This is a genomic window from Agrobacterium sp. OT33 (assembly GCF_017313365.1).
GTDB lineage: Bacteria > Pseudomonadota > Alphaproteobacteria > Rhizobiales > Rhizobiaceae > Agrobacterium > Agrobacterium rhizogenes_A.
On sequence record NZ_JAFLMZ010000004.1, the window covers coordinates 33,141 to 57,862 of the forward strand.

The window sequence follows — 24,722 nt, forward strand, 5'->3', positions numbered from 1 at the left end:
GTCCTCTCCCCACGCGACGTCATCCTCGGCCTTGTGCCGAGGATCTAACCACGTATCAAAAATCAATCGGCAGCAGATCCTCGGGACAGGCCCGAGGATGACGAAGGATAGGTTTTTACGTTACCGACAACCCGAGGGGATGAATCCCCCTCAACCCCGAACAATCTCTTCCGCCGCCATCGCCACGCTGAGAACATGATCGTCCGTCCCATGCAGGCCGGAAAGCAACAGGCCGACCGGCATTTCTGCCTCGCCTGTTCCGCAGGGGATCGAAACACCACAGAGATCGAAGAAATTGCCGATCTGGGTGTTGCGCAGGGTTTTCGCATTCATGGCGAAAAAGGCATCGTCATCATCGATGAGCGGCGCGACCTTTGCCGCGACGTGCGGCAATGTTGGCGAGACTAGAAGCTCGTGCCTGCCGACCATGCCGGAAAACGCCGCCGTCATGCGTTCGCGCGCCTCGAGAATGGCGATATAGTCAGGCATGGAGATATTCGCACCAAGCTTCGTTCGGGCAACGACGCGCGGGTCCATACGCGCGGCGTCCTCACCTTCCAGCCGGACTTTATGCAGTGCAAAGGCTTCCGCCGTTACCAGCGCGCCCTTTTCCCTGATAAGGTCGAACAACTCCGAAAAAATCGGAAATGCCTGCCGCCGCACCGAAGCGCCGGCACGCACCAGCCGCTCCACCGCCTGCTCGAAGGCGGCAGCAACACCATCCTCGATACCATCGAAAAACACTGTCTCCGGCACCACCAGCGACAGGCCGGAAAGAGGTGCGCGCGCCACATCAGCCGTGGCCTTGCCGCGCATGGCGGCATCCACCCAGGCGGCATCCTGCACGGTGCGGGTGAGCGGTCCGAGCGAATCGAGGCTTTTCGCCAGGGGATAGACGCCGCGCATCGAATAACGGTCGCGGCTTGCCTTGTAGCCCACCACGCCGTTAAAGGCGGCGGGAATGCGCACCGATCCTCCGGTATCCGTACCGATCGCCACCGGCACAAGGCCGGCAGCCACGGCCACACCCGCGCCGGAGGACGAGCCGCCGGGCAAACGGTGACCGTCCCGCGCGGCGGGGTTGCGCGGCGTGCCGTAATGCGGATTGATGCCGAGGCCGGAAAAAGCAAACTCGCTCATATTGGTGCGGCCGACGGAAACCATGCCCGCCTGCTTCAGCGCCGACACCACATCCGCGTCACGGGCCGCAACGGTGGCATCTGCAAGCACCTTCGACCCGGCCGTGGTCGCCATGCCCTCGAGATCGAAAAGATCCTTCCAGGCAACCGGAATACCGTCGAGCAGACCACGGGAGCGGCCTTCGCGAATGCGTTTCGAGGCGGCCTCCGCCTCCGCCACGGCGCGCTCTGTCGTCAACCCGACAAAAATCGCCTGATCGTCCTGCCCGCGGATCACGTCGAGCGTCTCTTCCGCCAGGGCGCGCGGATTAAGATGGCCGCTCTGGATGAGGATGGAAAGCTGCGCGATGTTTTTGCCCGTGTGAGCCATGATGACATTCCCTTAAATCGGCATATTGCGTCCAACATGCCGTTTATCCGCGGCTTGGCAAGGCCGGCCACAGCTCGTTTGCGGGCGAAAGATCGGTACCGGGGTGCGGGACAGCTGCAAGCAGGCTGGCTGAATCTGGCACATGAACGCCCACCGACGGCGGCTGTTTTTTCAACCTGAGGTGCAAGATCGCCGCGCCTTATATCAGCGACGACTATAAAAAGACGGATTAATTCTTAATCGCATCTAAACTTTGTTGAATTATTTAGCAGACACCATTGAAATACATGCCCTATAAAAATTCCATAAAACAATCATAACGCGACATCGCGGGGGACTATCGCGAATGGAAGAGACTGCCTATCGCGGGACGGATAGACAGGTTGAACCCGGGCACATGCTTCGCTCAACGACGCAGCCGGAGGCGGGCCGGTTGTCGCGGCGGCGCTCGCTTGCCAGCAAGATAACCCTGATATTTCTGGGCGGCGTGATCTTTTCCTACAGCATCGGCGCGCTCGTCGGCTGGTACATGTTCGTTGCCGCCGCTAGCGAGCAATGGCTTAACCAGGCCCGCGTCAATTCGCAGATCGCCAGCGCCACCTTGCGCAGCATCTATACCTATGTCAGCGTCACCGCCGATGCCGACGGGCAGGTCAACGGCATATTGACCGACAAACCGATCGGCGACGACGAATCCATTCTCGTTACCGGCTTCAATCCGAGCGACGTTCTTGCCCTCATCGGCGCCCAGACCAAAAATGCCGTCTGGCTTTTCCGTTATGACGAAGCCGATTCCGGTTTCCGGCAGATCGCCGCGGCCTTCGACAACGCCACCGATGATGCTGAAAAGCCGCTTGCCACCGATCCGATCTTTTCCCGGGATGCCGTAGCGGCACGTTTTGCCACCGGCTTTGCCACGATTGGCGAATCCAGCCACTATATTGGCCTGCTGCCGATCATCAGCACGGAAACGAAAAAACCGATCGGCGCCGTTGCCGTCAGCATCGGCGGTTCGGACGCGCTTTATGGCGCGCAACGCAAGCTGATCTACAATTCGCTCGCCGCGCTGATCGTGGTGCTGACTGTCACCGGCGTACTCGTGACACTGATTGCCAGGCATTTCCTGAAGCCCGTCCCCGCCCTGGTGCAGGCGACACTGCGGATCGCCCGTGAGGAAACCGATACCGTCACGCCGTTTCAGGAACGCAGGGACGAGATCGGCGACATGGCCACCGCCATCGAAACGCTGCGTGAAGCGGTTCTGGAGCGCGGGCGTCTGAGGCAGATACGCGACATGGCGGAACAGCTGGAACACATGGCGCACCATGACGCGCTGACCGGCCTTCCCAACCGCGTGCTGCTGATGAAGACGCTGGAAAACCGCCTTGAACATCTTGTCGCATCCGGCCAGCCGTTCAATGTCATGCTGCTCGACCTAGACCGCTTCAAGGCCGTCAATGATACGCTAGGGCACGCGGCCGGCGATGCACTGCTGGTGGCGGTGGCCTCGCGGATTTCCTCCGTGCTCGGCGAAGACGACATGGTGAGCCGGCTTGGCGGCGACGAATTCGCAATCATACAATCGACAAACGCAGACTGCGAGAGCCATGCGGCGATGCTCGCGGCCCGGGTGGTGCACGCGGTCTCGCGCAGCTTCCACCTCGAAGGCAGCGACATCAGCATCGATACTAGCATCGGCATCGCCTGCGCGCCAGGACACGGCACATCCGCCACGCAGCTTCTGCAACATGCCGATCTCGGCCTTTACCGGGCTAAATCCATGGGATGCGGCTATTTCGTTTTTTACGAGGCGGGCATGGACATGGTGGCGCAGCACAAGCATGCGCTGGAAATAGACATGAAATCCGCCCTCGAAAACCATGAATTCGAGCTGCATTACCAGCCCGTGGTCAATCTGCAGAGCGGCCGTATCGTTGCCTATGAGGCACTTGCCCGCTGGCGGCACAGCAAGCTTGGCCTGATCTCCCCGGACCGCTTCATCACCCTTGCCGAAGAAAACAACTTCATCAAGCCATTGGGTGAGTGGGTTCTTTCGCAGGCCTGCGCGGATGCCATGAGCTGGCCGAAGGACATCCGGCTCGCCGTCAACCTGTCCGCAGTCCAGCTCTGTAATGACGACATCGTTCCCGTCATCGACCGGGCACTTGAAACATCCGGCTTCCCGGCGGAGCGGCTGGAGCTGGAAGTGACGGAAACGGCGATGCTGGAGCGCGACAGCAGCGCCAGAGCCCTGAAGCTCCTGAAGGAAAGGGGCGTCCGCCTTGTCCTCGACGATTTCGGCACCGGTTACGCCGGATTGAGCACATTGACGCATGTGGCCTTCGACAAGATCAAGATCGATCGCGAATTCGTCTCCGGCCTGCCCGCCAATCCCATGTGTTCGGCGATCGTCAACACCATCATCGACATGGCGGAGCAGATCGGCCTGAAGGTGACGGCCGAGGGCGTGGAAGACAGCCAGCAGCTCGAGGCCCTCAAACTTTCCGGATGCGACGAAGCGCAGGGCTATTATTTCGCCGAGCCAGCCCCGCTTACCCGGATACTCAAGAACCGCGCCGTCATCGCTCCGATCGGGAACGACGAATTTGGCGGCGCTGGACAACCGACCCAGGACAATTATTGCCCACCACAAAAAGCGATTTGAGAAACCGGCCGCCGGCCAAAAGGACATAAAATGCGTCTTGCAGTATTTTGCCTTTTCCTCACATGCTTTGCCCCCATCACCCCGCTGCAGGCCGCCGGCGAAGGCGACACGCTGCAGCAGATTGCCAGGACCGCGAAAATCCGCATCGGTTATCGCGAAGCCGAACCGCCTTTTTCCTACCAGTTGCCGGATGGGCAGGTAACGGGTTTTTCGACCGATCTCTGTCGCGCGATCAGCGAGGATATCCGCAAGCAGCTGAAGCTCGACAGGATCGACCTCGAATATGTCAAGGCCACGCCCGCCACCCGCTTCATCCTCGTGCGCAGCGGCCAGATCGATATCGAATGCGCCGCCACGACCAATAACAGCGAGCGCCGGAAAATCGTGGATTTTTCCTATCCGAATTTCATGACCGCCACCCAGTTTCTCTCGCGCAGGCAGGACAATCTGAAAAGCCTTGCCGATCTGGCGGGCCGTTCCGTCACATCCGCCTCCGGCACCGTCAATATCGAACAGCTGAATGCCGTGAACCGCGAAAAGAACCTCAATATCTCGGTCATGCCGACAAAAACCAACGAGGAGGCCTTCGAACTCGTCGTTTCCGGCAAGGCTTCCGCCTTCGTCATGGATGGTATCCTGCTGGCGGCACTGGCGGCGACATCCGACAATCCGGACCTCTACGCGCTGTCCGAGGAAACGCTGAGCGCGCCCGAGCCCTATGGGCTGGTCTTCCGGCGCGACGATCCGGCCTTCAAGGCTGTCGTCAATGAAAGCCTGCGGCAGATCTTCACCGGCCCGACCATTCACGGACTCTATGAAAAATGGTTCACCAGACCCATTCCGCCCAACGGCATGAACCTGAACCTGCCAATGGCCGCCACCCTGAAACAGGCCTACGAACACCCGAATGAATACCGGGACTGAGGGTCTCCCCTCCCGCCTCGACTTTTATGAAGACACGTTTTGACAGACCATTTTAGCTGGAGATGCGCGATGCAGAGATCGACATTGTGGCTTGCATTCGGGATTTTAAGCCTTTTATCCACCCCGGCCGTGAGCGAGGACAACCAGCCGCCAACGCTCGAAACCATTGCCAGAACCGGCATCATCCGGCTGGGTTATGCCGACCGCAACATTCCCTTTTCCTATCTGGGGAGTGGCCCGGAACCGATCGGCTACAGCATCGAGCTTTGCCTGAGGGTGGCCGATTCCATCAAGAAGAAACTGGGCCTGCCGGAACTGAAGGCCGAGTTCGTCAAGCGCACGCCAAGCAACCGTATCACGCTTCTCAATGACGGCACGATCGACATGGAATGTGTGGCGAGCACCAATACGGAGGAGAGGCGCAAGGCGGTATGGTTTTCCTACAGCCACTTCATCACCGGCACCCGTTATGTCGCGCTCAAGGCAAGCGGCCTGAACACGGTTGCCGATCTTGCCGGCCGCACGGTGGTGGTGACGACGGGAACCATCAATATCAGCCAATTGAACGTTCTCAACCGCAAGCTGGGGCTGAATATCGCCGTTCTGCAGAATGACAGTACCGAAGGCGGTTTCGACATGGTGACGGAAAACCGCGCCTCGGCCTTCGTCATGGACGATATTCTTCTGCGATCCTTCGTCGCCGAAACCGGGCGACCGGACGACTATACCATTTCAAACGAATATCTTGCCCCGCCGCAGCCCTATGGCCTGATGCTCCGCCATGGCGATACCGGTTTCCGGGACGCAGTCAACGAGGCGCTGGGGCAAATCTATGCCAGCGGCGAAATCGAAAAAATCTATGACAAGTGGTTCAATGCGCCGATACCACCGAACGGCATCAACCTGAAGCGGGCCCTGCCCGGCGATCTGGCCGAAGCGTTCCGCAGGCCGGTCGATACGACGGCGGAGTAGAGACGCCGCCCGGTGGGGTGGGCGGCGTCTTCATAAAATAGCTCAGGCAGCGCGCAGATCAGCGCCCAGCGGAATTTCGACGTCGATCTCCAGTATGGAAACGTGTTCGTCGCGATCCATCTTCACATGCACCCTGTCGCTGTCGATCTGCACGTGTTTGGCGATGACGCCGAGAATTTCTTCCCTCAGTATGGCGACGAGATCCGAACCCGACGATGCCCTTTCGTGGGCGAGCAGCACCTGCAGGCGCTCACGCGCAAGCGGGGCCGACTTCTGTTTGCGGAAGAGACTGAAGATGCTCATGCAGCCCTCCTTGCGAAGATTTTCGAGAAGATGCCGCGCTTCTCGCCCGGAATGACGACGGGGATATCCTCGCCGGACAGGCGCCGGGCGGCGTCGAAATAGGCCATGGCCGGCGCGCAGCGTGCATCCGCCAGCGTCACCGGCGCACCGACGTTGGAGGCGCGCAGCACATCCGTGCTTTCCGGAATGATGCCGAGCAGCGGGATGGAGAGGATTTCCAGAACGTCATCCACCTTCAGCATGTCGCCGCGTTCGGCGCGGGCGGAATCATACCGCGTCAGGAGCAGGTGCTTTTCCATGCGCTCGCCGCGTTCGGCCTTCAGCGTCTTGGAATCGAGCAGGCCGATGATGCGGTCGCTGTCGCGCACCGAAGAGACTTCCGGGTTGGTGACGACGACGGCCACATCCGCATGGCGCATGGCAAGAGTCGCGCCGCGCTCGATGCCGGCCGGGCTGTCGCAGATCACCCAGTCGAAGTGCTTCTTCAACTCGTTGATGACCCATTCCACACCTTCCGGCGTCAGATTGTCCTTGTCGCGCGTCTGCGAGGCCGGCAGGAGGAACAGCGTCTCGAGGCGCTTGTCGCGGATCAGCGCCTGCGTCAGCTTGGCATCGCCCTGGATGACGTTGACGAGATCGTAAACCACCCGGCGTTCCGCACCCATGACGAGATCGAGGTTGCGCAGGCCGACATCGAAATCCACGACCACGACCTTCTGCTTGTTCTGCGCCAGCGCGGCGCCAAGCGCTGCGGTCGAGGTGGTCTTGCCGACCCCGCCCTTGCCGGAAGTTACAACGACTACCTTCCCCATATGGCTCTCTCCTGTTCCTGTGTGTTTCTCTGTTGTCAGCCGAGCTTCGCGGCCTTGATCGTATCGTTTTCCAGCCACAGCTGAACGGGCTGGCCGCGCAGCTTGTCGTCAATATCTTCGGCAACCTTGTAGACACCATCGATGGCCAGGAGCTCGGCTTCGAGCTTGCGGCAGAAGATGCGCGCCGAGACATTACCGAGCGACCCGGCCATGGCGCGACCACGCAGGGCGCCGTAAATATGCACCGAGCCGCCGGCGATGATTTCCGCACCCGAGGCAACCGAACCGATGACGGTGACATCCCCCTCGGGGAACATGATCGACTGGCCGGAGCGCACCGGTTCATTGATGACCAGCGACTGCACCACCGCGCGAACCTCACCCGATGCCTGCGGCTTTGCCTCCGACACGTCGGCGACGACAGCAACCGGCTCAACCTCGACATCGGAGGCCGGCTTTCCGCCCTTCAGCGACGGCGGCATGCCGGGCTCGATCATCGAGGGGCGAACACCCTCAATGCCCATGATACCGACATTGCGCTCCGTCAGCGCCGCCAGCAGCGCCTTCAGTCCGGCCTTGTCGAGCGTCAGTTCCGTCACATCCAGCACCACCGGACGCGACAGGAAGAAGCCCGCGGAACGGGCAGCAAGATCATCGAGCTTTTCCAGCCATTGATCGACCGGAGATTCGGGGGACAGCACGACTGCGAGGAAGGAGCGGCCTTTGATACGGATCGAACGCTGGTCTGTTAGCACTTTGGTCATCTTGGTAAACAAATCGTTGACAATTAGGTACCTCGAATATGGTTAACAAATGGTTAACGCCACCCCTCGGGCGGCGGTTTCGTTAAGAAAATTCCAACGCGAAAATTCTCAACCGAAACATTCAAATCCATCCATTATCTTTTGATTTCACATACTTCTATCGCTGGTAAAAACTCACGATAGCAGTTCATCCTTGCTGCAACCTGACGCCCTGCGGCGCCGGGAAGGCACGTCATGCCCCTACCCTAACCCGGCGAGTCGCGAAACACATGAAGCGTCCGATTCCGGGACACTCCCGTTGGCTGCCGGAAAGCCATTCCCTGCCTTCCAGATGGAAAAGCGATTCCGTTATGCCCTTTGATGCTGTAGAGACAGGCGATCCCGATACCTCCAATGGAAGAATGAGATGCACAGCAAAGTCCCGCCGCAGGACCAGATATTTTCGCAGGATTACGCCGCCTTCCTGTTCGACATGGACGGAACACTGGTCAATTCGATTGCGGTTGTGGAGCGCGTCTGGCGGGAGTGGGCCGTTGCAAACGGCATAGAACCTGATGCCTTCCTGCAGCGCATTCACGGCATGCGGGCCTCGGAGGTGATCCGCCGCGAGGCCGTTCCCGGCCTCGATGTGGATAAGGAGGCCGACATGATACTGCGCGCCGAGATGGATGATGTGGAGGGCATCATTCAGATACCCGGTGCCGCAGCCTTTCTTGCGTCTTTGCCGGCAGGAAAATGGGCTATCGTCACATCAGCCGTGCGGGAACTGGCCGAGCGCCGGCTCGCCGCGGCCGGCATTACACCGCCACCCGTCATGATCTGTGCAGACGATGTGGTCAACGGCAAGCCAGACCCTGAAGGATACAGGAAGGCCGCCGAAAGGCTGGGCGTTGCGCCGGAGCACTGCGTTGTCTTCGAGGATGCTCCCGCAGGCATTCAGGCCGGCGAACGCATGGGAGCCGCAGTGGTGGTCATCAATGTGACCCATTCCCACCCGATCGAAACACCGCATCTTTCCATCGGTGGCTATGGTGAGCTGGATGTGATTGTTGCCGAAAATGGCAATCTGAAGCTCGCCGGCACGGGGAACTGATGCGAGCCGCGTGCTGGATGCCGCGGCTTTATTCTCAACCTCCCGGCAAACAAGTCAGCCGCCGCAACTGTCCGGAATGAACTTTTTCCCGCCATTCCGGCCTAAAGCCGGAAACAGGCCGAGACGCGTCCGCGCAGCGAAAAGAGCCCGTTCAAGGCAAACACCTGGGGTCGCTCAACGCCGGAATGGCGAAAGCGTGGGATGCGACAACCGCCCAATCTGCCGAACCGCTCGCAATCGTAGCCCATAGACATTTCCACAAACGGCCAATTGACAGCGCCGCACAAATGCGTCCTAATAAAATTGGTAAGACCATCTTACCGCTTGCGTGATCGGGGGAGACTTTCACGCTGGGAGGACATCATGTTTGTGGCTCTGGAGCCGCGCCGCCTTTACCGGCTGGTCGCGGAACAAATTCGCTTGCTCATCGAAAGCGGGGAACTGACCGAAGGTCAGCGTCTGCCGGCGGAACGCGACCTTGCGGAACGCTTCGGCGTATCCCGCCCCACGGTGCGTGAAGCACTGATCGTGCTGGAAGTGGAAGGCCATATCCATATCCGCATGGGGTCGGGCGTTTATGTCAGCGCAGCCGGCAAGCAGGCCAAGGAAAAGCCGGCAGTGCCGGATGCCCATGGCCCGTTCGAAATCCTGCAGGCGCGCTGCATCATCGAGAGCGCGATTGCGGAAGAGGCCGCACGGCTTGCCACGCCGGAATGCATCGCCAAACTCGATGACATCATCGAGCGTATGGCCGGCGCGCTCGACAATTCGCCTCAGGCACTCAATTTCGACCGGGCCTTCCATACCGCGATTGCCGATATCATCGGCAATTCGGCGCTCAATCGCTTTACCGGCCTGATCTATGACGAGCGCAGCCTGTCACCCTTTTTCGAAAAGCTCGCCAGCTATTTCGAGGGCCCGCACACCTGGAACCTCGCCGTGCAGGAGCACCGGGTGATCCGCGACGCCATTGCCGCCAACGATCCGGAAGGAGCGCGTGAGGCGATGCGGCAGCATCTGACGCTGTCGCAAAAGAGATTTTCCGAAAGTTTCGGGGAGGAAACGATCGGAGAAGAGTGACCGTCGCCGCAGCTGGCAACGGAAAAAACAGCACATCTGGCTTTAATTCGGGAGGAGTTAAGAATGAAAATCAGATTGTCGACTTTGATGGGCGCAACAGCCGCCATCCTGCTTTCCGCCCTGGCGGCGCAGGCGCAGACCACACTGAAATGGGCGCATGTCTACGAGACCTCCGAACCGTTCCACACCGATTCGGTCTGGGCGGCGGAAGAGATCGCCAAGCGCACCGATGGCCGCTACAAGGTGGATGTTTTCCCCGCCTCGCAGCTTGGCAAGGAAGCCGATATCAACCAGGGCCTGAAGATCGGCACAGTTGACATCATCATTTCCGGTTCGAGCTTTGCCGCACGTGATTTCAAGCCGATCGGCGTCACCTATTTCCCTTACATCTTCCGCGACCCGAGCCATCTGATCGCCTATACCAAGAGCGATATCTTCAAGCGTCTCGCCAAGGGTTATGAAGACAAGACCGGCAACCACATCGCCGCCGTCAGCTATTACGGCACGCGTCACACCACGTCGAACAAGCCGATTGCCACCTGCGCCGACATGGCGGGCCTGAAGATGCGCGTTCCCGACGTTCCGGCCTATCTGGCCATGCCGCGCGCCTGCGGCGCCAACACCACGCCGATTGCATTCGCGGAAGTCTATCTGGCGCTGCAGAACGGCACCGTCGATGCGCAGGAAAACCCGCTGACCACCATCGAGGCCAAGAAGTTCTTCGAAGTGCAGAAGAACATCGTCCTGACCGGCCACATCGTTGACCACCTCAACACGGTGATCTCGAAGAACCTGTGGTCGCAGCTCTCGGATGACGACAAGAAAATCTTCACCGAAGTCATGCAGGAAGCCGCCGAGCGGACCACCAAGACCATCGATGAACGCGAGAAAAGCCTCGTCGAAGACTTCAAGAAGCGCGGCCTGACCGTTGCCGAAGTCGACAAGGCCGACTTCGAGAAGAACGTCATCGAAAAAGTGAAGTTCGAGGACTTCGGTTACGACAAGGCCGACTGGGAAGCCATTCGCGCCGTCAAGTGAGCCAAGATCCGGTGCGGCTTCTTTGCCGCACCGCCCTTTCTCTCCAGACGGGATATCTCAATGTCGCAGGAAATCCATACTCAGGTCACCCCTGAGGAACTCGCCCATACGTTCGATGAGGCGCCGCCCGAGGTCGATCTCAAGGTCTACTCATTCGAGGACTGGGTCACGCTCGGCCTTTTCTGGCTGATGACGGGCTGCGTGTTCCTTCAGTTCTTCACTCGTTACGTGCTCAACAACAGTTACGCCTGGACGGAAGAAATCGCCGTCAACTGCCTGATCGGCGTGGTGTTTTTGGGGTCCGTCATGTGCGTGCGCATGTCGCGCCACATTCAGGTGGATGTGCTTTATCACTACGTGCCGCCGCAGGTGGCCCGCGCCATGTCGATCCTCGTCGATGTGCTGCGCATCCTGTTCTTCGCCTACACATCCTGGCTGATGTGGCGTTATCTGGAAATCGTCGCGGATGAGGAAATGGTCACCGTGGCGCTGCCGCGCAACATCGTTTTCTACACGGTTCTGGCGGCATTTGTCTTGATGTTCTTCCGGTCCGTGCAGGTGTTCATCGCCAATATGCAGCGAGGCTATTCCGTTCTGGAACGGCCCGAAGAATTCCAGAGCGCGGGGGATTGATCAGATGCTGCTTCTTATCGGCTCATTTCTTCTGCTGATGCTGATCGGCCTGCCGGTCGCCATTTCCATGGCCTCGGCCTCCTTGCTCTACATCGTGTTTTACAACGTCGCGCCTGATATCATCGCGGCGCAGCGCCTGATCGCGGGTGTGGAAAGCTTCCCGCTTCTGGCCGTTCCCTTCTTCATCCTTGCCGGCAATCTCATGAACACGGCGGGTGTGACGGGACGCATCTATTCCTTTGCGGTCGCGCTGGTCGGCTGGATGAAGGGTGGTCTCGCACAGGTCAACATCATCGGCTCGGTGATCTTTTCCGGCATGTCGGGCACCGCGCTTGCCGATGCGGCCGGTATCGGCACCATCGAAATCAAGGCCATGAAGGATCACGGTTATCCGGTCGAAGCGGCCGTCGGCGTCACCGCCGCCTCCGCAACGCTCGGGCCGATCTTCCCGCCATCGCTGCCCTTCGTCATCTACGGCATGATGGCGAATGTCTCGATTGGCGCGCTGTTCATGGCCGGTATCGTCCCGGGCGTCGTCATGACGCTTCTGATGATGATCACGGTTGCGGTCTTCGCCTATATCAAGGGCTGGGGCTCCGATACACCGTTCAATCTCAGAACCATCTTCGGCGCATCTCTTGAAGTCCTCGTCGTCATGATGGTGCCGCTCGGCATCTATATCCTCACGGCATTCGGCCTGTCGCTCAACCTGTCGATCCTGATCGTGCTGGTCATCCTGCTCGCCTGCGACTGGTATTTCGACTTCTCCGCCGTGATGGCGCTGATGACGCCTGTCATCCTGATCGGCGGCATGACCATGGGCTGGTTCACGCCAACGGAGGCAGCTGTTGCGGCCGTTCTGTGGTCGCTGTTCCTCGGGCTTGTCCGTTACCGGACGATGACCTTCAAGACGCTGGCAAAATCGACCTTCGACACCATCGAAACGACCGCTTCGGTGCTCTTCATCGTCGCGGCCGCCTCCGTCTTCGCATGGCTGCTGACCGTCAGTCAGGCGGCACAGATTCTGTCGGCGGCGATCCTGACGATCACCGACAGCAAGTGGATCTTCCTCGTGCTGGTCAATCTCTTGATGCTGTTCGTCGGCTGCTTCCTCGATACGATCGCGGCGATCACCATCCTCGTGCCGATCCTGTTGCCGCTGGTGCTGCAATTCAATATCGACCCGGTGCATTTCGGCCTGATCATCACGCTCAACCTGATGATAGGGCTGCTGCACCCGCCGCTCGGCATGGTGCTGTTCGTGCTCTCGCGTGTGGCGAAACTCTCCGTCGAGCGCACGACAATGGCCATTCTGCCGTGGCTGGTGCCGCTGTTCATAGCGCTGCTGCTGATCACCTTCGTTCCGGCCATCACCTTGTGGCTGCCGACCGAAATGGGCCTGATCCGCTGACGAAAACATCATTGCCCGCGCGGTTTCCCGCGCGGGTCCATCCATAAAACACCCATAAATGAGGGCATCGTCATGCAGACACGCGTGGCACGTCTACACGGCGTTAAGGACATCCGCGTCGAAACGCAGGAGCTTGTGGCTCCCGGCCCCAGCGAAGTGCTGCTCACCATGGCCGCAGGCGGCATCTGCGGCTCCGATCTGCATTATTATCAGGATGGCGGTTTCGGCCCGGTGCGGGTGCGCGAGCCGATCATCTGCGGCCACGAGGCATCCGGCCGTGTCGCGGTTTTGGGCGCAGGTGTCAGCGGGCTTGCCATCGGCCAGCTCGTCGCCGTCAATCCGTCGCAGCCCTGCGGCCATTGCCGGTTCTGCCTGAAGGGTCAGCCGATCCATTGCCTCGAGATGCGCTTCATGGGCAGCGCCATGCGTCTGCCGCATGAGCAGGGCATGTTCCGCGACCGGCTGGTGGTTCCGGCAAAACAATGCGCAACATTTTCAGACGCGACCTCACCCGCCGAGGCCGCCTGCACCGAACCGCTCGCCGTCTGCCTGCATGCAGTCGCCCAGGCCGGCGATCTGAAGGGTGCAAACGTACTCGTGACGGGCGCAGGCCCCATCGGCCTCCTGACCATCGCCGCCGCACGCCATGCCGGCGCCGACACCCTCGTCGCGACCGATCTCACCGATGCCGCGCTGGAACGCGCACCCGCCATGGGCGCCGACCGCACCATCAATGTCGCAAAAGACACTGAGGCGCTTTTGCCCTATCAGGAAAACAAGGGTTATTTCGACGTCATTTTCGATTGCTCCGCCGCAGCGCCCGCGCTTCGCACCGCCTTTGCCTGCGTGCGCCCGCGCGGCACCATCGTGCAGGTGGGGGTCACCGGCGACATCACCATTCCGCTCAATGCATTGGTGGGCAAGGAAATCCTCTGGCGCGGCTCGCAGCGTTTCCATGATGAATTCGCCATCGCCGCCGGGCTTATCTCCACGCGCGGGATCGATGTGCGGCCGATCATTTCCCACAGCTTCCCGCTTGGCGAGGCAAAAGCCGCATTCGAACAGGCCGGAGACCGCTCCGCCGCCTGCAAGGTGCAACTGACATTTTCAGCAGACTGATATTTGAGGATTTAAGATGAGACATACATGGCGCTGGTTCGGCCCGGTCGACAAGGTCACGGTTCAGGATGCGGCTCAGGCGGGTGCGGAAGGCATCGTCAGCGCGTTGCACCACATCGCCACCGGCGATGTCTGGCCGGTGGACGAAATCACCAAACGGCATGAGGCCATCAAGGCCGGCGGGCTTTATTGGGACGTGGTTGAAAGCGTGCCCGTTTCCGAAGATATCAAGACCCAGACCGGGGATTGGAAAAATCACATCGCCAACTGGCAGGAAACCCTGCGCCGCCTCTCCGCCTCCGGCATCCGCACCGTCTGCTATAATTTCATGCCGGTGCTGGACTGGACCCGCACTGATCTGCGCTGGGAAACCAGACACGGCGCAAAGGCGATGCGCTTCGATCTTCCCGATTTCGCCGCCTTCGACATTCATATTCTGAAACGTCCAGATGCCAGGGCCGACTATCCGGACTGGCTGCTGGAGGAAGCGGCAAAACGCTTCGCCGAAATGCCGGATACAAAAATCACCGCGCTCGGGCGCAATATCGACGCTGGCCTGCCCGGCTCGGCGGATGGTTATACACTCGCCCAGTTGCTCGAAAAACTGCGCTCCTATCACGGCGTCAACCGTGAAAGGCTGCAGCAGAACCTGATCGACTTTCTCTCCGAGGTGACACCGGTTGCCGAGGAAGTGGGCATCAATATCTGCGCCCATGGTGATGATCCGCCATGGCCGCTACTCGGCCTGCCGCGCATTCTCTCAACGGAAGACGACTACGCCCATATGCTGTCGCAGGTCGATAGCCGCGCCAATGGCGTGACGCTCTGCACCGGCTCGCTCGGCGCACGGGCGGATAACGACCTGCCCTTCATCGCCAGCCGTTTTGCCGATCGCATCCATTTCGTGCATCTGCGCAATGTGACGCGCGACACCGATACCGTGCCCTGCTCCTTCTTCGAGGACGAACATCTGGAAGGCGGCACCGACATGGTCGCCGTCATCGCCGCACTTCTGTCGGAGGAAACCCGCCGTCGCGCCGAAGGCCGTGAAGATCACACCATTCCGATGCGTCCCGACCACGGACAGGAAATCCTCGATGACCTGACGCGCGGCGCACAGCCCGGTTATCCCGCCATCGGCCGGCTGAAAGGGCTGGCGGAGTTGCGCGGCATCGAACGCACCCTGTCGCATGGCCGTTTCGGGCTGGCGAGCAGGCAAGGCTGAGCGAGACTATTGACCGCGGGCTTCCCGTCTGCCGGCGGTCAGTCGCCCCCTGAATAGCAGACAGGTAATGGTAAAAAGCCCACCGGCTATGGCGCCGGCGGCTTTCACCGCGGCGTCCATCAGATGCGGATGCCGTGTGGGCGACAGAAACTGCAGCGCCTCGATACCAAAAGCCGCAGTGACGCCCGCAACGATGACGGCGAGCCAGTGGCGCGGATAGGCAAACACGAAGGCCGCCGAGCAGAAAGCGAAGGCGGCGGCACGGTCTATCCCCACCGTCGTCAGCGTGTGAGGCCGAAAGCCGATCGGGCAGATTGTAACGATCACGATCAGCAGAAAAACCGACCAGGCGATGTATTTCGGAAGTCTATTTGTCATCATGACGTCATATAAAACGCCGTGCGCGTAAACGGAAGCGGGTGTTTTTCACGTCTCGCCCGATTAATCACACTTTTTGGTCAAATAGTTGAGAAACCGCCTTTCGCTCAGGCCCCGCACGGGCTAAGGCAGAAGGCAACCGGGCGAGGATCGCGGCTGATGGCGTTTGTGCTGTCGCCTTTCGGTCCATGTCGCGGTGTCGGGTGGATTTTCCACGCAGGATCAGATTTTCAGGGAAGAGCACAATGAGTTTCAAGCCGCACGGCAAACATCTGGTTGCAGGAGAATGGGTCGCAACGGAAGCAAAATTCCGCAGCGAGCCTGCACATGGCGAGGCTTTCGATTTTTCGGTCGGCACGGTCGATCTGGTGAACAAGGCTGCCGAAGCTGCTGAAGAAGCCTTCTGGAGCTACGGCTACACCACCCGCGAAGAGCGCGCCGCATTCCTCGACACCATCGCCGATGAGATCGAAGCGCGCGCCGACGCCATCACCGAAATCGGCTCGTCCGAGACCGGCCTGCCCGCAGGACGCCTGCAGGGCGAACGTGGCCGCACCGTTGGCCAGCTCCGCCTTTTCGCCTCGCATATCCGCAAGGGTGACTATCTCGACCGCCGGCACGACGAAGCGCTGCCGGATCGCCAGCCGCTGCCGCGCCCGGATATCCGCCTGATGCAGCGCCCGATCGGCCCCGTCGCCGTCTTCGGCGCGTCGAACTTCCCACTCGCCTTTTCCACGGCCGGTGGTGATACCGCTGCTGCTCTGGCCGCCGGCTGCCCCGTCGTCGTCAAGGGCCATTCCGCCCATCCCGGCACCGGCGAAATCGTTGCCGAAGCCGTTCTCGCCGCCGTCAAGAAGCACAATCTGCATCCCGGCGTCTTCTCGCTGATCCAGGGCGGCCGCCGCGATGTCGGTTCCGCGCTCGTGCAGCATCCGCGCATCAAGGCGGTCGGTTTCACCGGTTCGCTTGCCGGCGGCCGCGCGCTGTTCGATCTCTGCGCCCAGCGCCCTGAGCCGATCCCCTTCTTCGGCGAACTCGGCTCCGTGAACCCGATGTTCCTGCTGCCGGAGGCCGTTTCCGCTCGCGGTGAGGCCATCGCCAAGGGCTGGGCCGGTTCGCTCACCATGGGTGCGGGCCAGTTCTGCACCAATCCCGGCATCGCCGTCATTCTCTCCGAGCAGGCGGATGCGGTTGCTGAAACCGCACGTGCCGCGCTTTCCGAAGTCGGCCCGCAGGTCATGCTGACCGACGGCATCGCCGCTGCCTATCGCGACGGCCGCGACCGTATCGCCGCCGGCAACGGCGTGCGCGACGTGCTGACCACCACCTGCAACCTGCGCAATGCAACGCCTTATCTGTACCGGGTCTCCGGCAAGGACTGGGTTGCCAACCACGCTCTTGCCGAAGAAGTCTTCGGACCGCTCGGCCTCATCGTGACGGTCGATAGCCCGGAAGAAATGCTGGAAGTGGCAAAGAGCTTCGAAGGCCAGCTGACCGCAACGCTGCATCTGGATGCCGGCGACGCCGAGCTTGGCCGCAAGCTGCTGCCGATCCTGGAGCGCAAGGCCGGCCGCGTTCTCGCCAACGGTTTCCCGACCGGCGTGGAAGTCTCCGAAGCCATGGTTCATGGCGGCCCTTACCCGGCATCGACGAACTTCGGCGCAACCTCTGTTGGCACCATGTCGATCCGCCGCTTCATGCGCCCGGTTTCCTATCAGAACATCCCTTCGGATGTTCTGCCTGACGATATCCGCTAAAACTGATTGAGGCAGGCGCAGCGATGCGCCTGCCCTTTTTATTCGGCTTTACCGCCCTTCGGAAATACGGCCTGACGCTGAAGCGTCGCCCGCCTCCCTCCCCCGCCTCACGGTCCCCATCCAGATTTTTCCGTACCAAGACGTCGGCATCGGTTGACATCGCCCCCGCACGTAATGCTAATACGTAATCTCGTAACGTAATAACATTACAGTCATCCTTAGAACCGATACCGGTTCTTATCCGCACGGGGATGATAACGTCTGGAAGGAACACCATGAGATTTTCCCTTCAACAGCACCTTGGCATGAGCGCGCTTGCCACGTGCCTTGCCCTCACCCTGCCGCTCGCCTCTGGCGTGGCGCAGGCGGAAGAAAGCGGCGACACCGTCAAGGAATGGCGTCTCTTCATCGCCGATCACACCCAGCCGGTGGTGCGCGCGATCAATTTCGAAACCGGCAAGGAACTCGGACGCTACGACCTGAAGGGCTATGCGGCGCTGACCGCCAGCGCATCAGGCAAGACTGTTTTCGCTACACAGTCGGATTCGGATATCGTGCATGTGATCAAGACCGGCATCGTCTTTTCCGACCACGGTGAACATCGCGATCTGGATGTGGAAGATGCGGCGCTGCTGCCCGTTACCTTCGAAGGCAAACGCCCGTTCCACGTCGTGCCGCATGATGATCATGCCATCCTGTTCTACGACCGTGGTGGCAAGGCTGAAATCATCGACGAGGCCGCCCTGCTGGACGGCAAGGCAAAGGTCCGCACTGTCGATACGACCGCCCCGCATCACGGCGTGGCAGTGACGATGGGCCGTTACGTTCTGGTATCCGTACCCAACACGCAGATCGAAACCAAACCCGACACGCTGCCGCCCCGCATCGGGTTGCGCGTTCTTGACAGGGAAGGCAAGCAGGTTGGTGAACAGGCGACATGCACCGATCTGCATGGCGAGGCGACATCCGCACGGCTTGCGGCTTTTGGCTGCAAGGAAGGCATTCTCGTTGCCCGGCCGGGCGGCACGGATGGCCCGAAGCTCGAAATGCTGGCCTATCCGGAAGATTTCCCGAAAGCCTATACCGGCACGCTGGTCGGCGGCAAATCCATGCAGTTTTTCCTTGGAAACTACGGTGAAGACAAGGTCGTCCTGATCGATCCTGACAGCAAGGACGCCTTCCGTCTGGTGGAGTTGCCGACCCGGCGCGTCGATTTCATCCTCGACCCCGCCAATCCGCGCAATGCCTATATCCTGACGGAAGATGGTGACCTGCACGTGCTTGACGTGCTGGAAGGCGCCATCACCCGCAAGGCGAAGGTGACCGAACCCTACAGCAAGGATGGCCATTGGCGCGATCCGCGTCCGCGTCTCGCCGTTGCCGACGGGCAGGTGGCAATTTCCGATCCGCGCCATTCGCTGGTGCGCGTGGTGGATGCGGAAAGCCTGAAGGAAACCCGCACGCTTGCGGTGGAAGGCCAGCCCTACTCCATCGTTGCCGTTGGCGGCTCCGGCGCTTCGCACTGATATCGAACAGAAGAAACCCCGTGCGCCCGAAGGACACACGGGGTTTCCTGATTTTGATGGGCCGTATTATCAGGCCGACTGCACAGCCTGTATCTTCTCGATGCCGCCAACAATGCCGGAGAAATCCTGCCAGACGCCCTGCGCGCCCTTGCGCCATTCGTCCAGCGCTTCCGGCTGCAGCACCTTGCCGCCCTTCGAAAGCGCAAGCTCGACGGACTTTACCTCGTCCTCCACGATCAGCTGGTTGAAATATTGCGCGCCTTCGCTCGATGCTTCCAGGAGAACCTTCTTCTCTTCGTCATCCAGCTGGTTCCAGAAGGTCGCACCGTAATAGACGACGCCTGAAGCCCAGATGTGACCGGTTTCCGTCAGATAGGGCACGACCTCGTAAAGCTTGAAGCCGGCATAGGCGGACTTGGTAAGATCCATGGCATCAGCCACGCCGGTTGCCAGCGCATTATAGGTCTCGGTGATCGGAATACCGACCGGGGTGGTGCCGAAGGCGCTCCACAGCTTGGTGTGCAGCGGGCTCTGGATGACGCGGATCTTCTTGCCTTCCAGCTGCTCCGGCCGGGTTACCGGCTCCTTGGTCAGAAGATGGCGTGCGCCGTAATTGATGAAATCGGCGGCGATGAATTGCTGGGCGGCGAGCTTCGTCTTCAGATCAGTGCCAGTCTCGCCCGTCACCACCTTGCGCACATGGTCGGCATCGCGGAACAGGAAAGGCAGATCGAGGATCTGCAGTTCCGGCACCCAGCCGGAGAGCGAGGAGACTGTCGAAAGGCTCGCCTGAACCGAGCCCAGCCGGATATTTTCCGCCACTTCCTTTTCACCGCCCAGCGCACCGCTCTTGACGATGTTGAAACGGAAACGGCCGGGCAGCTTCGCCTCCACCAGCTCGCTGATCTTCACCCAGATTTTCGTCTCCGGCTTGTCATCGGCAAACAGCGAGGCAACCGTGAGGCTGCGGGTTCTGGCATTTGCCGTGCGCGCGAAGGCAGGCGCGGCGAGCGTTGCGGCGCCGATGGCGGAGAGTTTGAGGAGATTGCGGCGATCGATAATAGTCATGATTGAAACCCCAAATTTAGAAGAAAATGGCCCAGGCGCACAAAATGGCGAGGGAAACGAGAAGCGAGACGAGATAGGGAACGACGGCCCGGAAAAGTGCTGTCGCCGGAATGCGGGTGACGCCGCTGACCACGAAGATCAGCATGCCGAGCGGCGGCGTCAGGCCGTGGATCATCAGATTGACCACGAGAATGACGCCGAAATGGATGGGATCAATGCCGGCTGCCACGGCTGCGGGCAGCAGGATCGGCCCGAACAGCAGGATGGCAGCACCAATATCCAGCACCAGACCGACCACGAGCAGGATGAGGTTGGAGAGCAGGAGCACCGCAATCTTGCTGCCGCCCAGAAGCGTCACAAAATCGGTGACGAGGCCGGAGACATTGTCCACCGCCAGCAGGAAGGCGAAAGGCCCCGCCGTGCCGATCAGAAGACCGATGGCTGCCGCCTCACCCGCCGACTGGCGGAAGGTCGCGAAAATGCGGCCCGCGCCCAGCCGATAACCGAAACCGAGAAACAGCGTATAGAGAGCGGCAAGGGCCGCAGCTTCCGTGGTGGTGACAACACCGATGCGGATGCCGACCACCACGATGACGCCAAGCCCGAAGGCGGGTATGGCGGCCACGGCCGAACGCCAGCGTTCGCTGCCTGTCGCCCGCGGCAGGGTATCGACGCTGCGCACGCTGAGATGGATCGCCACCGCAAGGCAGATTGCCATAAGCCCACCCGCGAAGAAGCCGCCAACCAGCAACGAGCCGACCGACAGGTTGGTGGCCGTTGCAAGGATGAGAAAGGCGATGGAAGGCGGAATGACATTGTCCAGCACCGAGGTAGCGGCAATGATCGCGCCCGCCTGCGCCGGCGGATAGCCGTGCTTCACCAGTTCCGGCTGGAAGGTGGAAGCGCCGAAGGCGGCATTGGCGACCGAGGAGCCGGATGCGCCGGAAAACAGCACGCTGGTCAGAAGCGTCGTCTGCGCCAGCCCTGCCCGCCGGTGGCCGACCATGGAGGCGGCAAAACGAACCAGTTGGTTGGCGACGCCTGATTCCGTCAGCAGGCTGCCGGCCAGCAGGAAGAAGGGAATGGCCAGCAGCAGGAATTTCGACATGCCCGTCACCGTCGAAGACACGATGGCTGGCTCCGGCAAGGTGCTGCCGAAGGCGATCGCCACATAGGCGGCGGCGAGGAAGGCATGGGCAAGCGGTGCGGCCAGAACCAGCCCCACGGCCGCCGTCAGCGCCAGAAACAGGCTCGGCGGCAGGCTCGTATCGATAAACAGTTCCGGCAGGCCGACATAAGAAACGACCGCGATGGCGACGGAGAGCAGAACGGCAAGCGCCTTGCCCTCACCGACCCGTTGAAGCGCCAGATATACAAAGATCAGCGCGCCGCCTGCACCGAGAAAACCGAAGCGCACCCATTCCGGCAGACCAAGCGTTGGCGATGTACCACCCAGCATGGCCGCAATCTCCACCCCACCGAAGGCGAGGATGAGGGCTGCGACGAAGGAAAACGCATCGGCCAGAACTTCGGTTGCGGCATGAAAGCGTTCCGGCAGGAAGCGCACGAATACATCCAGCCGCATGGCCAGAGCGCTCTTGAGGCTGAGCGGCGCGCCGACCGCGATCATCGCCACATTGAGCCAGATGCCCAGATCTTCCGCGCCGATGAAACCGGTATGGAACAGATATCGCAGGGCGACATTGACCAGCACCACCACAAGAAGCGTCGCGAGGATGGCGGCGGCAACCGCGCCCAGCGCCTTGTCCAGAACGGCAAGCGCCCGTTCGGCCACGCGTTGTGGACCGAAGCGCCGTTGCGCGATTGTTGTTGCCGGACTTGCCGTCATGTTGTTCTTCTCCACTCCCGCACCATGCTCAGGAGGCCTTGGCCGAGAGGTCGCGGTCGAACAGGGTCGACCAGTTGAATTGTTTTGCCGCTGACACTTCCCGCGATACATCGAGGCGTGGCAGGACCTTTTCGCCGAAGCGGAAGGCTTCCTCCAGCAATGGCATGCCCGAGAGGATAAAGGTGTTCACGCCCGCCTTCTTATAGGCCTCCAGCGTGCGGATGACAGTATCCGGCGAACCGACAATCGCGGTTCCCGGGCCCGGACGGACAAGCCCGATGCCGGCCCAGAGATTGGGGGCTATTTCCAGATCGCGCAGGTTTTCCGGTTTCTGCCCGCCATGCATCGCCGTCATGCGCTGCTGGCCGACGGAATCGGTCTTGCCGACAAAACGCTGGTTGGCGGCAATCGCGCGCTCATCCATTCGCCCGTAAAGGTCGGCGGCGGCGGCCCAGGCCTCTTCATCGGTATCACGCACGATGACATAAAGCCGAATGCCATATTCCAGTTCGCGGCCAAGCTGTTCTGCCCGCGCCTTGACGAGATCGACCTTCGCGCCGATCTGATCGGGCGTTTCACCCCAGGAGAGATAGGTCTCGACATGTTTGGCGGCAACATCGATGGCCTTGTCCGAAGAACCGCCGAACCACAGGGGCGGCGGCTCGATGCCCTGCCCCACCGGCAGCGCGAGCTTCGCGCCCTCGGTCTGGAAATGCCGCCCCTTGAAATCCACCGCCTCGCCGGCGAAAAGCCGGTGCCAGATCTGCAGATATTCATCCGCCATATCGTAACGCTCGTCATGCGCCATGGTCATGCCGTAAGCGCCGAGCATTTTCGCATCGCCAGAGACGACATTGATCAGCAGGCGGCCGCGCGAAAACTCCTGAAGCGTCGCCGCCATCTTGGCAAGCAGCGTCGGCGCGATCAGGCCCGGATGGATGGCGACCAGCAGTTTCAGCCGCTCGGTATGGGACAGCAGTGCGCCCGCCAGAACCCAGACATCATGCGCGCCGGTGGCAAACAGCGCGCCGGTGTAACCCAGCTGATCGTAAGCCAGCGCCAGCTGTCTGTAATAACCGAGATCGACCTTGCGGGAGCCTTCCGGCTGCCAGGGATAGGCGCCGTCGGGCGCGCACATGTACCAGAAAACATTCATCTGTCGCCTCCGACGCTGGCTGATTGCGGGGCCGGGCTTTGCCCGGTCTGAACCGGTAAAGAGAAATGGCCGTGCCTGTAAAGCGTATCGGCCTCCTCCTGCTGTTCGGCAAGGATATTTTCAGCGGCGGGCACCACGGAAAGATCGCGTGAGCGCAGCACCTTCGCCCAGGATGCCGCATCACCCTCACTGCCCGGTTCGGCAGCGAGCAGCGCCGCAGCCCTGTCGATATCCGCCATGACGGCGCGGCCGACGCGGTCCAGTTCGGCCGCAATCGCCTGTCGTGTCTCCTGCGCTATATTGTGACGCGCCAGCGTCCAGAACAGCGAGCGGTTGGGAATGGTTGAACCGCAACGGACCAGAAGGCTGATCTCCTCATGGGTCAGGGCCTTTTCCAGCCGTGGCGACATCGTTACCCAGGCATCGACACGGCCTTCCACGAGGTCGAGCAGGCTGTCGCCGTCACCGCTTTCAATCCGCGTCACATCCGAAAGACCAAGCCCCGCCCCTTCCAGGCTGCGGGCCAGAAGATAGGTGTGAAACGATCCATCGATCAGCGAAATGCGCTTTCCCTTGAGATCAGCAGCAGAACTGATTGGACTGTCGCGCCGCACGAGGATTGCGCCATTGGCGGGCCTCGGCGCGGAAGCGGCGATATAGACCGCCGAAAGCCCGCGCGCATCCGCTTCAATGGGCGGCGTCGAGCCGGTGCCACCGAAATGGATGTCGCCCTTTTCCAGCAGAGCCGCCGTATCGCGTCCTTCGCGATAGGTCACGAATTCCGGATTAAATTGCTCGAAAGCGCCGGGCCAGAGCCGGGCGAGCCGCAAATGCAGATTGTTGGGATGGACCCCGATTTTCATGTCGACACCTCATTTCGCAATCAATCTACTTTTTTATAGAGTGTTTTCGAGGAACGCTTTGGCGATCCTCAGCCGGAAAGCGAAAGAGAAATCTACTAATCCTGTAGATTTTAAAAATTCTGCAGCTGACTAAAAACGACCTGCATCAAGCCATTGAAATTTATCGCTATACAATTTACTTTTTTATAGTCTGAAACAGGGACCAGTAGTTGTGACGAAACCGGTTTCCAATCTCATCTGCCGCAGCGTGGTGGAAGCGAGCGAGCTTTTGAAGCTTGTCGCCAACGCCAACCGTCTGGCCATCGTCTGTTACCTCATGGAAACGGAAGCGTCTGTTTCCGCACTGGAATATGAACTTGGTATCCAGCAGCCAACGCTTTCGCAGCAGCTCGCCGAATTGCGCGACGCCGGTATCATTGAAGGCACACGGGAAGGCAAGGCGGTGATCTATCGTGTCACCGATCCGCGCATTATCCAGCTGGTTCTGACCCTGCGTGGTCTTTACAAGGACCTTTCCGATGTGACGGGCAAGAAAGGCCGTCGCGCCTTGCCGCTGGATGAGGCGATGTTCGACTGA

General features: G+C 60.5%; 22 protein-coding genes. 13 read left to right on the top strand and 9 right to left on the bottom strand.

Annotation, left to right across the window (positions count from 1 at the left end; all coding sequences use genetic code 11):
* Positions 1 to 150: 150 nt before the first annotated feature.
* Entirely contained in the window at positions 151 to 1,509 is a 1,359-nt protein-coding gene (locus JZX88_RS10710; protein WP_206913551.1) for an amidase, read from the bottom strand.
* A 346-nt stretch (positions 1,510 to 1,855) separates the two neighbouring features.
* Between JZX88_RS10710 and JZX88_RS10715 the strand changes: the two genes are divergently transcribed.
* From JZX88_RS10715 to JZX88_RS10725, 3 genes are all read left to right on the top strand, one after another.
* Entirely contained in the window at positions 1,856 to 4,174 is a 2,319-nt protein-coding gene (locus tag JZX88_RS10715; RefSeq protein ID WP_206913552.1) for an EAL domain-containing protein, read from the top strand.
* Positions 4,175 to 4,204: 30 nt separating this feature from the next.
* Entirely contained in the window at positions 4,205 to 5,098 is an 894-nt protein-coding gene (locus tag JZX88_RS10720) for an amino acid ABC transporter substrate-binding protein (RefSeq protein ID WP_206913553.1), read from the top strand.
* A 69-nt stretch (positions 5,099 to 5,167) separates the two neighbouring features.
* Positions 5,168 to 6,070 carry an amino acid ABC transporter substrate-binding protein gene (locus tag JZX88_RS10725; protein ID WP_065117668.1) on the top strand — a complete coding sequence of 301 codons (903 nt, stop codon included), beginning with the start codon at positions 5,168 to 5,170 and terminating at the stop codon, positions 6,068 to 6,070.
* 42 nt (positions 6,071 to 6,112) lie between these two features.
* Here JZX88_RS10725 and minE read toward each other — a convergent pair whose 3' ends face one another.
* The 3 genes from minE to minC are packed head-to-tail and all read right to left on the bottom strand — an operon-like array spanning position 6,113 to position 7,949.
* A complete protein-coding gene (gene minE, locus JZX88_RS10730) occupies positions 6,113 to 6,373 on the bottom strand; it encodes a cell division topological specificity factor MinE (protein WP_003506500.1) in 261 nt (86 codons plus the stop codon).
* The gene (minD, locus tag JZX88_RS10735) at positions 6,370 to 7,185 is read right to left on the bottom strand and encodes a septum site-determining protein MinD (protein WP_046802075.1); all 816 of its coding nucleotides are present in this window, start codon (positions 7,183 to 7,185) and stop codon (positions 6,370 to 6,372) included. Before minD ends, minE begins: the two co-directional genes overlap by 4 nt.
* A 35-nt stretch (positions 7,186 to 7,220) precedes the next feature.
* Positions 7,221 to 7,949, bottom strand: a complete 729-nt coding sequence (gene minC / locus JZX88_RS10740) for a septum site-determining protein MinC (protein ID WP_206913554.1) — start codon at positions 7,947 to 7,949, stop codon at positions 7,221 to 7,223.
* Positions 7,950 to 8,355: 406 nt separating this feature from the next.
* Between minC and JZX88_RS10745 the strand changes: the two genes are divergently transcribed.
* The 7 genes from JZX88_RS10745 to uxuA all read left to right on the top strand — a co-directional run bounded on the left by JZX88_RS10745 (position 8,356) and on the right by uxuA (position 15,548).
* Positions 8,356 to 9,042 (top strand): HAD family hydrolase, encoded by a 687-nt coding sequence (locus JZX88_RS10745; protein WP_110760315.1) that lies wholly within the window; start codon positions 8,356 to 8,358, stop codon positions 9,040 to 9,042.
* 363 nt (positions 9,043 to 9,405) lie between these two features.
* On the top strand, positions 9,406 to 10,122 hold the full coding sequence (locus JZX88_RS10750) for a FadR/GntR family transcriptional regulator (protein WP_142855810.1): 717 nt from the start codon (positions 9,406 to 9,408) through the stop codon (positions 10,120 to 10,122).
* A 63-nt stretch (positions 10,123 to 10,185) separates the two neighbouring features.
* Positions 10,186 to 11,160, top strand: a complete 975-nt coding sequence (locus tag JZX88_RS10755; protein WP_065117663.1) for a sialic acid TRAP transporter substrate-binding protein SiaP — start codon at positions 10,186 to 10,188, stop codon at positions 11,158 to 11,160.
* Positions 11,161 to 11,220: 60 nt separating this feature from the next.
* Complete coding sequence (locus JZX88_RS10760) at positions 11,221 to 11,793, top strand: TRAP transporter small permease (protein WP_020809476.1); 573 nt, start codon at positions 11,221 to 11,223, stop codon at positions 11,791 to 11,793.
* Between the two features lie 4 nt (positions 11,794 to 11,797).
* Positions 11,798 to 13,204, top strand: coding sequence for a TRAP transporter large permease (locus JZX88_RS10765; protein WP_174034928.1), 1,407 nt, complete (start codon positions 11,798 to 11,800; stop codon positions 13,202 to 13,204).
* Between the two features lie 72 nt (positions 13,205 to 13,276).
* Entirely contained in the window at positions 13,277 to 14,323 is a 1,047-nt protein-coding gene (locus tag JZX88_RS10770) for an L-idonate 5-dehydrogenase (RefSeq protein ID WP_206913555.1), read from the top strand.
* A gap of 16 nt (positions 14,324 to 14,339) precedes the next feature.
* Positions 14,340 to 15,548, top strand: coding sequence for a mannonate dehydratase (gene uxuA, locus JZX88_RS10775; RefSeq protein WP_206913556.1), 1,209 nt, complete (start codon positions 14,340 to 14,342; stop codon positions 15,546 to 15,548).
* 6 nt (positions 15,549 to 15,554) lie between these two features.
* Here uxuA and JZX88_RS10780 read toward each other — a convergent pair whose 3' ends face one another.
* The gene (locus JZX88_RS10780; RefSeq protein WP_246753466.1) at positions 15,555 to 15,926 is read right to left on the bottom strand and encodes an antibiotic resistance protein VanZ; all 372 of its coding nucleotides are present in this window, start codon (positions 15,924 to 15,926) and stop codon (positions 15,555 to 15,557) included.
* 245 nt (positions 15,927 to 16,171) lie between these two features.
* Here JZX88_RS10780 and JZX88_RS10785 point away from each other — a divergent pair, with 245 nt between their 5' ends.
* Positions 16,172 to 17,683, top strand: coding sequence for an aldehyde dehydrogenase (NADP(+)) (locus tag JZX88_RS10785; RefSeq protein ID WP_065117658.1), 1,512 nt, complete (start codon positions 16,172 to 16,174; stop codon positions 17,681 to 17,683).
* A 275-nt stretch (positions 17,684 to 17,958) separates the two neighbouring features.
* Positions 17,959 to 19,209 (top strand): zinc metallochaperone AztD, encoded by a 1,251-nt coding sequence (gene aztD, locus JZX88_RS10790; RefSeq protein ID WP_206913558.1) that lies wholly within the window; start codon positions 17,959 to 17,961, stop codon positions 19,207 to 19,209.
* 69 nt (positions 19,210 to 19,278) lie between these two features.
* Here aztD and JZX88_RS10795 read toward each other — a convergent pair whose 3' ends face one another.
* The 4 genes from JZX88_RS10795 to JZX88_RS10810 are packed head-to-tail and all read right to left on the bottom strand — an operon-like array spanning position 19,279 to position 24,145.
* Positions 19,279 to 20,277 carry a TRAP transporter substrate-binding protein gene (locus JZX88_RS10795; protein ID WP_206913559.1) on the bottom strand — a complete coding sequence of 333 codons (999 nt, stop codon included), beginning with the start codon at positions 20,275 to 20,277 and terminating at the stop codon, positions 19,279 to 19,281.
* Positions 20,278 to 20,293: 16 nt separating this feature from the next.
* Positions 20,294 to 22,126, bottom strand: a complete 1,833-nt coding sequence (locus JZX88_RS10800; RefSeq protein ID WP_127755849.1) for a TRAP transporter large permease subunit — start codon at positions 22,124 to 22,126, stop codon at positions 20,294 to 20,296.
* Positions 22,127 to 22,154: 28 nt separating this feature from the next.
* Entirely contained in the window at positions 22,155 to 23,282 is a 1,128-nt protein-coding gene (locus JZX88_RS10805; protein ID WP_206913560.1) for an LLM class flavin-dependent oxidoreductase, read from the bottom strand.
* Positions 23,279 to 24,145, bottom strand: coding sequence for an ABC transporter substrate-binding protein (locus JZX88_RS10810; protein ID WP_206913561.1), 867 nt, complete (start codon positions 24,143 to 24,145; stop codon positions 23,279 to 23,281). The genes JZX88_RS10805 and JZX88_RS10810 overlap by 4 nt, the downstream gene beginning before the upstream one ends.
* A gap of 211 nt (positions 24,146 to 24,356) precedes the next feature.
* On the opposite strand from JZX88_RS10810, the gene JZX88_RS10815 reads away from it, so the two are divergent.
* The gene (locus tag JZX88_RS10815) at positions 24,357 to 24,722 is read left to right on the top strand and encodes a helix-turn-helix transcriptional regulator (protein WP_065117652.1); all 366 of its coding nucleotides are present in this window, start codon (positions 24,357 to 24,359) and stop codon (positions 24,720 to 24,722) included.

Excerpts from the sequence above, each read along its gene's own strand:
- JZX88_RS10710 (WP_206913551.1), bottom strand. The coding sequence starts at position 1,509 with ATGGCTCACACGGGCAAAAACATCGCGCAGCTTTCCATCCTCATCCAG.
- JZX88_RS10715 (WP_206913552.1), top strand. The coding sequence starts at position 1,856 with ATGGAAGAGACTGCCTATCGCGGGACGGATAGACAGGTTGAACCCGGG.
- JZX88_RS10720 (WP_206913553.1), top strand. The coding sequence starts at position 4,205 with ATGCGTCTTGCAGTATTTTGCCTTTTCCTCACATGCTTTGCCCCCATC.
- JZX88_RS10725 (WP_065117668.1), top strand. The coding sequence starts at position 5,168 with ATGCAGAGATCGACATTGTGGCTTGCATTCGGGATTTTAAGCCTTTTA.
- minE (WP_003506500.1), bottom strand. The coding sequence starts at position 6,373 with ATGAGCATCTTCAGTCTCTTCCGCAAACAGAAGTCGGCCCCGCTTGCG.
- minD (WP_046802075.1), bottom strand. The coding sequence starts at position 7,185 with ATGGGGAAGGTAGTCGTTGTAACTTCCGGCAAGGGCGGGGTCGGCAAG.
- minC (WP_206913554.1), bottom strand. The coding sequence starts at position 7,949 with ATGACCAAAGTGCTAACAGACCAGCGTTCGATCCGTATCAAAGGCCGC.
- JZX88_RS10745 (WP_110760315.1), top strand. The coding sequence starts at position 8,356 with ATGCACAGCAAAGTCCCGCCGCAGGACCAGATATTTTCGCAGGATTAC.
- JZX88_RS10750 (WP_142855810.1), top strand. The coding sequence starts at position 9,406 with ATGTTTGTGGCTCTGGAGCCGCGCCGCCTTTACCGGCTGGTCGCGGAA.
- JZX88_RS10755 (WP_065117663.1), top strand. The coding sequence starts at position 10,186 with ATGAAAATCAGATTGTCGACTTTGATGGGCGCAACAGCCGCCATCCTG.
- JZX88_RS10760 (WP_020809476.1), top strand. The coding sequence starts at position 11,221 with ATGTCGCAGGAAATCCATACTCAGGTCACCCCTGAGGAACTCGCCCAT.
- JZX88_RS10765 (WP_174034928.1), top strand. The coding sequence starts at position 11,798 with ATGCTGCTTCTTATCGGCTCATTTCTTCTGCTGATGCTGATCGGCCTG.
- JZX88_RS10770 (WP_206913555.1), top strand. The coding sequence starts at position 13,277 with ATGCAGACACGCGTGGCACGTCTACACGGCGTTAAGGACATCCGCGTC.
- uxuA (WP_206913556.1), top strand. The coding sequence starts at position 14,340 with ATGAGACATACATGGCGCTGGTTCGGCCCGGTCGACAAGGTCACGGTT.
- JZX88_RS10780 (WP_246753466.1), bottom strand. The coding sequence starts at position 15,926 with ATGACAAATAGACTTCCGAAATACATCGCCTGGTCGGTTTTTCTGCTG.
- JZX88_RS10785 (WP_065117658.1), top strand. The coding sequence starts at position 16,172 with ATGAGTTTCAAGCCGCACGGCAAACATCTGGTTGCAGGAGAATGGGTC.
- aztD (WP_206913558.1), top strand. The coding sequence starts at position 17,959 with ATGAGATTTTCCCTTCAACAGCACCTTGGCATGAGCGCGCTTGCCACG.
- JZX88_RS10795 (WP_206913559.1), bottom strand. The coding sequence starts at position 20,277 with ATGACTATTATCGATCGCCGCAATCTCCTCAAACTCTCCGCCATCGGC.
- JZX88_RS10800 (WP_127755849.1), bottom strand. The coding sequence starts at position 22,126 with ATGACGGCAAGTCCGGCAACAACAATCGCGCAACGGCGCTTCGGTCCA.
- JZX88_RS10805 (WP_206913560.1), bottom strand. The coding sequence starts at position 23,282 with ATGAATGTTTTCTGGTACATGTGCGCGCCCGACGGCGCCTATCCCTGG.
- JZX88_RS10810 (WP_206913561.1), bottom strand. The coding sequence starts at position 24,145 with ATGAAAATCGGGGTCCATCCCAACAATCTGCATTTGCGGCTCGCCCGG.